Source organism: Hyalangium sp., from assembly GCF_035629615.1.
GTDB lineage: Bacteria > Myxococcota > Myxococcia > Myxococcales > Myxococcaceae > Hyalangium.
Genome location: NZ_DASPHO010000645.1, coordinates 1 through 7,700 on the forward strand (window position 1 = coordinate 1; position 7,700 = coordinate 7,700).

Genomic DNA, 7,700 nt, shown 5'->3' on the forward strand with positions numbered 1-7,700 from the left:
CTTCCGCGACAACGAGCCCGTCACGGTGCATGGGGCCGCGCTGCACATGCACACGCTGGGCACCTGGGGGCGGATGGAGATCGAGCGCAAAGGGCAGCTACCCATTCGCTCAGCCCAAGGTGCTCAAGCCGGGAGACCGCATGGCGGTCGAGTGCCACTGGGACAACAGCCAGCCCGGCGCGAAGGACGTGAGCTGGGGGGAGGGCACGAGCGACGAGATGTGTCTGGGGACCTTCTATATGACTCAATAAGAATGATCTTTAGTCTTAATTTTTAGATATTAAGACCAACAGACTTGAAAATAACCACCTGAATCTCCATGATGCGACGCGTCGACTCAGGCGCGGAGGTACCATGAAGAAGGGGTTGGCGGTCGCGGTCCTGGCGGGGTTGGGGGTGGCGGGGCTGCTGGTGGAGCCGGCGGCCCAGGCGAAGCAAGGGGGCCCCATCAACGTGGCCGATACGGCCTGGCTCCTCACGGCGACGGCGCTGGTGCTGCTGATGACTCCGGGCCTGTCGTTCTTCTACGGCGGCATGGTCCGGCTGAGGAACGTGGTGTCCACGCTCCTGCAGAGCTACATGGCCATGGCGGTGATCAGCCTGCTCTGGGTGGTGGTGGGCTTCAGCCTCTGCTTCGGGGACAGCTTCTACGGGCTCATTGGCGATCCGCGCACCTTCTTCATGTTCAGCGGCGTCGGCGGTGAGACCCACCCGGATCTGGCGCCCACCATCCCGCTGATGCTCTTCGCGCTGTTCCAGCTGAAGTTCGCCATCATCACCCCGGCCCTCATTACCGGCGCGTTCGCCGAGCGCGTGCGATTCAAGGCGTACGTGCTGTTCATGGTGCTCTTCAGCCTGGTCATCTACGCACCGCTGGCACACTGGACGTGGCACCCGGAGGGCTTCCTGCGCAAGTGGGGCGTGCTGGACTTCGCGGGCGGCACGGTGGTGCACATGTCCGCGGGCTTCGCGGCGCTGGCCGGCGCGCTGGTGCTGGGGCGGCGGCAGGTGCACCTGGCGAACGCCATCCACACCCCGGCCAACCTCCCTTTCGTCCTCCTGGGGACGGGGATGCTGTGGTTCGGCTGGTTCGGCTTCAACGCAGGCTCGGCGCTGTCCGCCTCGTCCCTGGCGACGCTCGCGTTCGCCACCACCAACACGGCCTCCGCGGCCGCGATGCTGGGGTGGCTCGCGTTTGACTGGCTGCGCGGCCGTCAGCCGAGCGCCATGGGCGCCTGCGTGGGCGCGGTGGTGGGCCTGGTGGCGGTGACGCCGGCGGCCGGCTTCATCACCGTGGGCCAGAGCATCGTGGTGGGGCTGGTGGCGAGCCTGGTCAGCAACGCCGCGGCGCACTTTAAGAGCCGCACGGCCCTGGACGACACGCTGGACGTGTTTCCCTGCCACGGGCTGGGGGGCGCGGTGGGCATGGTGCTCACGGGCGTGCTGGCCAAGGACGTGGGGCTCCTCCATGGCCAGACGCGCACCTTCCTCATGCACCTGCTGGCGCTGGGGGTGGTCTCCACCTTCTCCTTCATCGGCTCCTACCTGCTCTACAAGCTGGTGGACCGCATCGTCCCGCTGCGCGTCACGCGTGAGCAGGAGGAGCAGGGGCTCGACCTGAGCCAGCACGGAGAGACGGTGGGCGAGACAGCCGTGGCCCCCGCGGCTCCGGAGGCTCCGCGCACCGAGCCCTCCAGCCCCCCGTCCCCGGTTCCGCTCCCCGCGTAGCGGGCCGAGCCGTGGCGCGCAGCTACTCCTGCGCGCGGTGGCGGAGGCGGAAGGCGTAGCCCGGACGTGGCGCCTCCCCCCCCCTCCGAGCATGGAGGCTGTAGGGCCCAGGGCCGAAGTAGGTGATGAGCAGGGCCCCGCCCGCCAAGGAGATGTTCGTCATGAAGTGGCCGAGCTGCGCCTGGGCGGCCTGAGGATCCCCGAGGCCCCAGAAGCGATGCATCGTGAGGGCAGCGGCCACCAGGAAGAGGGCGATGAGCGCCGCGCTCAGCCGGGTGATGGCGCCCAGCAGCACGCAGATGCCGCAGACGACCAGCAGGGCGCCCGAGCCCAGGATGGCGAGCCGCGCCGCCGGGAGCCCCACGCTCTGGGCATACGGCGTCATCGTGTCGACCTGGATGAAGTGGTTCACTCCGCTGAAGATGAAGAGGGCCGAGAAGAGCAGTCGGCCGAGGGGTGCGAGCGCATTCATGGTGTCCTCCCTTCCCGCGTGCAGGCTTCCTGGCGCGGGTTCGTTCCTCCGCTCGCCACGGGCGAGGCAAGAGGGGCTCTGCCTCAGGGTGGACATGCGCGCGCCATGATCGCAGCGAGCCCCTGGCGGTCCGCCCGGTAGTACCAAGCGTCCCCAGGGTTGCCCCCTCGCACGGCCGCGCAGGCTCAGCGGCGCACTGTCCAGGAGCCGTGCCAGCGTCCTCCCTGCGGATCCTCGGCGAAGGCCACGCCCTGGAGTGCTCCGCTCTTCAGGACCGCGCGGAACTTCACGGTGCTCTCCAGGAAGGAGGGACCGGGGAGGGAGAAGGAGAGCTCTTCCCCCTGCACGAGCGGGGTGAGGGAGGCCTCGGCCGAGCTGCCGTGGGCGAAGGTGAGGCGGGCGCTTCCCGCCAGCTCCGCCCCTCGCACTTCGAGCGAGAGCTGCAGGGCGGCGGGAGTCATGCCCGTCTCGGAGGGGTAGAAGGCCAGTGAGCCGCTCCATTCACCTGCGAGCCTGGCGAGCTGGAGGGGCTCGCCCTGCGGCAGGCTGGGGAGAGGTGGGTGGTAGGTGGGCGCGTCCGGAAGCGGCCGCTCTGCGAGCGCCACTTCGGAGCCGACTTGCTGGAGGTAGCGCGCGGTGGCCTCCGGAAGCGAGACGAGCGTCCCCGTGCGGGAGGAGTCGAAGCCTGAGCCTGTCCAGGGGGCACCGGTGAGGGTGCTCGGCGCCCCCGTGCAGGGGCGGTGGAAGATCGAGGCGAACAGGACGCAGGCCGACAGGTAGCTGCCGGCAGGGCCTGGGTGATGGCCATCCTCGGCGTACAGCTCGAGCTCGGGGCGCTCGCGGCGCACGCGCTCCCACGCGACGCCCACAGGCGAGAGCCCTGCACCCAGCTCGTTCGCGATGCGCGCGTAGACATAGGTGAGGTAGCTCTGGGCGGCCAGGTTCGTCTTGCGCGACCACGTCATGTAGAAGAGCGTCCGCGCGCCCACGGCAGAGGCCTGCGCGGCGAGCAGGCGCGCTCCTGGGAAGAACAGCGCCTCGGGATCGCCCAGGTAGGCGACGCCGTCGATGCGCATCCCCCCGAGCATGCTCTGCTCCTGGAGCACCACATGGCTCCAGCCGCCCTCGCGGATGCGCCGGGGCGCCAGGCCCTGCGTGTGGTGCGACTGCAGCGTCGCTCCTCCGGCAAGGACAGACTCCGTCTGGAGCGGTGTCTCGGGGACAAGGGTGTGCGCGAACGCCTCGAGCATCTCGGGGAGGCTGTTCTGATACGTGTAGCTGTTCCCAATGAAGAGGACTCGGGTCATGGAGGATGGGCCCGCATCGGTGGCTTGAGGGCGCGGGGCAGTGCGCTCGGTCCTCGGGGTGCAGGCCACCAGGAGGATGAGACTCCAGAGCAGACGGGGCATGGGGAATCAGAAGCGTCCGGCGAGCCCACCGATGAACCCGCCGCGAGGAGTCACCGTGGCCATGGGCACGACCTGGGGCTGTGAAGTGCGGCGCAGCTGCCTCCGAGCGACTGCGTTCGAGTGGGACAGCTCGTAGGCAATCATGCCCCCCATGATGGGGCCGACGAGCACGGGGATGAGCGCCGCCTCGTCCGCCGAGGATGCGAGTGCTAGGCCGACGATGGAGCCGACCAGTGTGCCGATGGCTGCGCCGCCGGCCGTGGGCCAGTACTCGCCCTCACCTTGCAGCAGGCTCCCAGCGCCTGTGATGCCGATGGCGGTCCCTCCGGCGATGCCAGCGAGGGCCAGGCCCAGGCCGAGGATGGCCCGGGACTCCGCGCCGTCATCGCAGCTCTCGATGCAGAAGGCGCTGAGAATGACGAGCCCGCCGGGGATGAAGCCCACGGTTGCACCGACGGTGCCACCGAGGACCTCGAGGAGCAGCCGGGGAAAGGTGGGACTCGGGTCTGTGTCGGGGTGCCACTCGCGGTGGATGATCTCGCCGCGAGGAGTGTCCTCCGGGTCGGCTTCCTCGGGGCTCGCCAGCGGACTGTCAGAAGGCTCAGAAGGCGCTGGGACGAGCGGAGGGGGCGTCACGGGGGGCACGGGCTGCTCGTGAGGAACCGGGCTCTGGGCGAGTCCCGGAAGGGGGAGCAGCAGACAGAGCAGCAGTGGCACGAAGCGAGGAGGCGACATGCCCGCAGCGTAGTGCCCTGGGCGGGAGACCACCGCAGGATTCGTGCCTGCCGGCACCTCGTCGTAGGGGTTACACCAGGCATCGGGTGGGGTCGGCACTGGTAGACGGAGACTCAGCCAGGGGCCTCCGTCCGGCGGCGCTTGGCGCAAACCTGTCAGACAAGCAGACAGGTTCTGGAAGGCCGCCTCTTGCGCTTCTCTGGGTTCATAGGCAACCTGTGAGGTAGGGTCGCCGTAAGAGACGTTGGACGTCAGACCGAGGTAGTAGACCCTTCCTCATGGAAATGGGGATGGGCGTTGGGGAACATGGGGCAGGAATGGGGCGCAAACCGGCCACATACGCGGATCTGGAAGCACTGCCCGCGAACGTGGTGGGGGAGCTCGTCGCGGGGGAGCTGTACAGCAGTCCTCGGCCGGCGTCTCGCCACGCCCTGGTTTCCTCCCTGTTGGGAGTGAAGCTGGGAGGTCCTTTCCACCTGGGAGAAGGGGGCCCAGGTGGCTGGGTCATCCTCGACGAGCCGGAGCTTCGTCTTCGAGAAGACGTGCTGGTGCCGGATCTGGCTGGATGGAGGCGCGAGCGGATGCCCGTGTTCCCAGACACTGGGGCGTTTCATCTGGCGCCAGATTGGGCGTGTGAGGTGCTGTCTCCCTCTACGGCCTGGCTGGATCGGAACGTCAAGCTCCCCGTGTACGCGCGCGAGGAAGTCCACCATGTATGGCTGGTGGACCCCGAGGCGCGCACGCTGGAGGTGTTCCGGCTGGAGGGAGGACGCTACGCGTTGCTGGGCCAGCACGAACCGGGGGGGCTCGTGCGCGCTGAGCCTTTCGAGGCGCTCGAGCTGGAGCTGGCCTTGCTCTGGGGGAAGTAGAGAGGCTGCTCGGCCTTCTCGGTTACGCCTCCTCGCGCTCCTCGCGCTTGCGATCGCGCTCGGCGCGGTAGCGCTCTCCCACCGCGAGCGCCTTCTTGCGCAGGCGCACCGACTTGGGCGTCACCTCCACCAGCTCGTCGTCGGCGATCCACTCCAGCGCCTTCTCCAGCCCCATCTCCCGAGGCGGGGTGAGGATGACGTTCTCGTCGCGGCCCGCCGCACGGATGTTCGTGAGCTTCTTCTCGCGGCAGCAGTTGACGTTCAGCTCCGAGGGATGGGCGTGCTCGCCGATGATCATCCCCTCGTACACCGTCACGCCCGCGCCCACGAACAGGTACCCGCGCTCCTGGATGCTGAACAGCGCGTACGGCACCGTCTCGCCCAGGCGGTCCGAGACCATCGCGCCGTTGCTGCGCTTGGGGATGTAGCCGAACCACGGCTCGTAGCCGTCGAACTGGCTGCTCATGATGCCCTCACCCCGGGTGATGGTGAGGAACTCGGAACGGAAGCCGATGAGCCCTCGTGCCGGAATCCGGAACTGGAGCCGCGTGCGGCCCGAGCCCAGCGGCGTCATGTCCGCCATGCGGCCCTTGCGAGGCCCCAGTCGCTCGGTGACGGTGCCCACGCTGTTCTCGGGCACGTCGCACACCAGCAGCTCCATCGGCTCGTGGACCTGGCCGTCGATCGTCTTCGTCAGCGGCTCGGGGTTCGAGGCCGTCAGCTCGTAGCCCTCGCGGCGCATCGTCTCGATGATCACCGCCAGCTGGAGCTCGCCGCGGCCCACCACCCGGAAGGCGTCCGGCGTCGCCGTGTCCTCTACGCGGATGGCCACGTTGCGGTAGGACTCACGGTACAGGCGCTCGCGCAGGTTGCGGGAGGTGACGTACTTGCCCTCCTTGCCCGCCAGCGGCCCGTCGTTCACCCGGAAGATCATCATCATCGTGGGCTCTTCCACGGTGATGCGGGGCAGGGCTACCGGGTTCTCCGGATCCGACAAGGTGTCGCCAATGGAGATGTCCTCGATGCCCGCGATGGAGACGATCTCTCCCGGGCCGGCGTCCGCAATCTCGGTCCGCTTGAGGCCCTGGAAGCCGTACAGCTTCACGATCTTGCCCTTCTCGATCTTGCCCCCCTCCCGCACCACGGCCACGGGCATGTTGGGGGTGAGCCGGCCCGCCTGGACGCGGCCCACCGCGAGACGGCCGACGTAGTCGTCATAGTCCAGGTTCGCCACCAGCAACTGCGGCACGGTCAGGTCGCTCGCGGGCGGCGGAGGGATGTGGCTGAGGATCGCCGAGAAGAGCGGCTCCAGCGTCTTGCCCGGCACCTCCAGCTGCGTCGACGCCTGGCCCTGCCGCGCGACGGTATAGAGCACCGGCATCTCGAGCTGCTGATCGTCCGCGCCCAGATCGATATAGAGCGCGTAGACGTGATCCAGCACTTCCTTGGCGCGGGCGTCCTGGCGGTCGATCTTGTTGATGACGAGCACCGTCTTCAGGCCCATGGCCAGCGCCTTGCTGAGCACGAAGCGCGTCTGGGGCAGGGGGCCCTCCGCGGCGTCCACCAGGAGGATGACGCCATCCACCAGGCGCAGGCCGCGCTCCACCTCGCCGCCGAAGTCCGCGTGGCCCGGCGTGTCGATGATGTTGATCTGCTTGCCCTGGTAGGTGACGGCCGTGTTCTTCGCGAGAATGGTGATGCCCTTCTCGCGCTCAAGGTCGTTCGAGTCCATCACGCGTTCAACGAGGGCCTCGTTGGTGCGGAAGATGCCCGCCTGGCGGAGCATGTGGTCGACGAGGGTGGTCTTGCCATGGTCAACGTGGGCGACGATGGCGACGTTACGGATATTTTCGCGAGCAATCATACGGACGAAGAGTCGAAGCTGAAGGGCAGGGCCTTCCGTGGAACAGGTTCACCCTGAATCCCACCGGAACGCACGAGGCGGGGGCTTATATGCCCCTGCCCCTCTCTCCGCAATGAACGCCGGTACCTTTGTGCTCCTCAGATCTGCCCGGAGCGGAACTGGCGAACCCTCGGGGGGGAGGTGGGGTGGCCCAGCTCATGGCTGTGAGGTGCCCTCCCCAGAGGGCAGGCGGGCGGGCGAAGGGAGGTGGATGTCCAGCCGGTCGCGCAGGAAGCGCTCGATCCGGAGCTCCACCAGCTCCCTGTACTCCAAGGGAGCGGTGTGCGTCCCCAAGGGCATGAGCATCAGCTCCGCGCCCGGAATGCGCTCGGCCATCTTCCGGGACAGCCGGGCCGGGGTGAACTTGTCCCGCTCGCCCGCGACGATCAGGGTCGGCACGTCCACGTGGGGCAGGTGATCCCACGCGGTGTGGTTCGCCATCGAGTCCAGCGTCCGGACGAAGACCACCGGATCCATGCGGGCCAGGTGCTCGAAGTAGGGGGCCAGATCCGCCCGGGACATGAGATCGCGGTTGAGCTCCACCGAGAGCGCCACCTGCATGGCCAGCTCCGTGCTCAGCAGCG

The 7,700-nt window shown here is 68.3% G+C and carries 8 protein-coding genes; 3 read left to right on the forward strand and 5 right to left on the reverse strand.

The genetic code is table 11. The features are described 5' to 3' along the window. Positions 1–140: 140 nt before the first annotated feature. Positions 141–251 (forward strand): hypothetical protein, encoded by a 111-nt coding sequence (locus tag VD972_RS32975; RefSeq protein WP_324992765.1) that lies wholly within the window; start codon positions 141–143, stop codon positions 249–251. Between the two features lie 103 nt (positions 252–354). Further along, a complete protein-coding gene (locus VD972_RS32980; RefSeq protein WP_324992766.1) occupies positions 355–1,728 on the forward strand; it encodes an ammonium transporter in 1,374 nt (457 codons plus the stop codon). 22 nt (positions 1,729–1,750) lie between these two features. Here the strand turns inward: VD972_RS32980 and VD972_RS32985 are convergent, their stop codons facing one another. The 3 genes from VD972_RS32985 to VD972_RS32995 form a co-directional block, all read right to left on the reverse strand. Continuing rightward, a complete protein-coding gene (locus VD972_RS32985) occupies positions 1,751–2,200 on the reverse strand; it encodes a DoxX family protein (protein ID WP_324992767.1) in 450 nt (149 codons plus the stop codon). 185 nt (positions 2,201–2,385) lie between these two features. Further along, complete coding sequence (locus tag VD972_RS32990; RefSeq protein WP_324992768.1) at positions 2,386–3,507, reverse strand: SGNH/GDSL hydrolase family protein; 1,122 nt, start codon at positions 3,505–3,507, stop codon at positions 2,386–2,388. Between the two features lie 108 nt (positions 3,508–3,615). Continuing rightward, complete coding sequence (locus VD972_RS32995; protein WP_324992769.1) at positions 3,616–4,344, reverse strand: hypothetical protein; 729 nt, start codon at positions 4,342–4,344, stop codon at positions 3,616–3,618. A gap of 317 nt (positions 4,345–4,661) precedes the next feature. Between VD972_RS32995 and VD972_RS33000 the strand changes: the two genes are divergently transcribed. After that, complete coding sequence (locus VD972_RS33000; protein WP_324992770.1) at positions 4,662–5,213, forward strand: Uma2 family endonuclease; 552 nt, start codon at positions 4,662–4,664, stop codon at positions 5,211–5,213. A 22-nt stretch (positions 5,214–5,235) separates the two neighbouring features. Here VD972_RS33000 and typA read toward each other — a convergent pair whose 3' ends face one another. Beyond that, positions 5,236–7,077: a translational GTPase TypA gene (gene typA, locus VD972_RS33005; protein WP_324992771.1), complete on the reverse strand. Its 1,842-nt coding sequence runs from the start codon at positions 7,075–7,077 to the stop codon at positions 5,236–5,238. 195 nt (positions 7,078–7,272) lie between these two features. Continuing rightward, the coding region (locus tag VD972_RS33010) for an alpha/beta hydrolase (RefSeq protein WP_324992772.1) at positions 7,273–7,700 on the reverse strand (428 nt) is incomplete at its 5' end.

What these genes read in the sequence shown, in the direction of transcription:
- VD972_RS32975 (WP_324992765.1), top strand. Translation starts at nt 141, where the DNA reads ATGGCGGTCGAGTGCCACTGGGACAACAGCCAGCCCGGCGCGAAGGAC.
- VD972_RS32980 (WP_324992766.1), top strand. Translation starts at nt 355, where the DNA reads ATGAAGAAGGGGTTGGCGGTCGCGGTCCTGGCGGGGTTGGGGGTGGCG.
- VD972_RS32985 (WP_324992767.1), bottom strand. Translation starts at nt 2,200, where the DNA reads ATGAATGCGCTCGCACCCCTCGGCCGACTGCTCTTCTCGGCCCTCTTC.
- VD972_RS32990 (WP_324992768.1), bottom strand. Translation starts at nt 3,507, where the DNA reads ATGACCCGAGTCCTCTTCATTGGGAACAGCTACACGTATCAGAACAGC.
- VD972_RS32995 (WP_324992769.1), bottom strand. Translation starts at nt 4,344, where the DNA reads ATGTCGCCTCCTCGCTTCGTGCCACTGCTGCTCTGTCTGCTGCTCCCC.
- VD972_RS33000 (WP_324992770.1), top strand. Translation starts at nt 4,662, where the DNA reads ATGGGGCGCAAACCGGCCACATACGCGGATCTGGAAGCACTGCCCGCG.
- typA (WP_324992771.1), bottom strand. Translation starts at nt 7,077, where the DNA reads ATGATTGCTCGCGAAAATATCCGTAACGTCGCCATCGTCGCCCACGTT.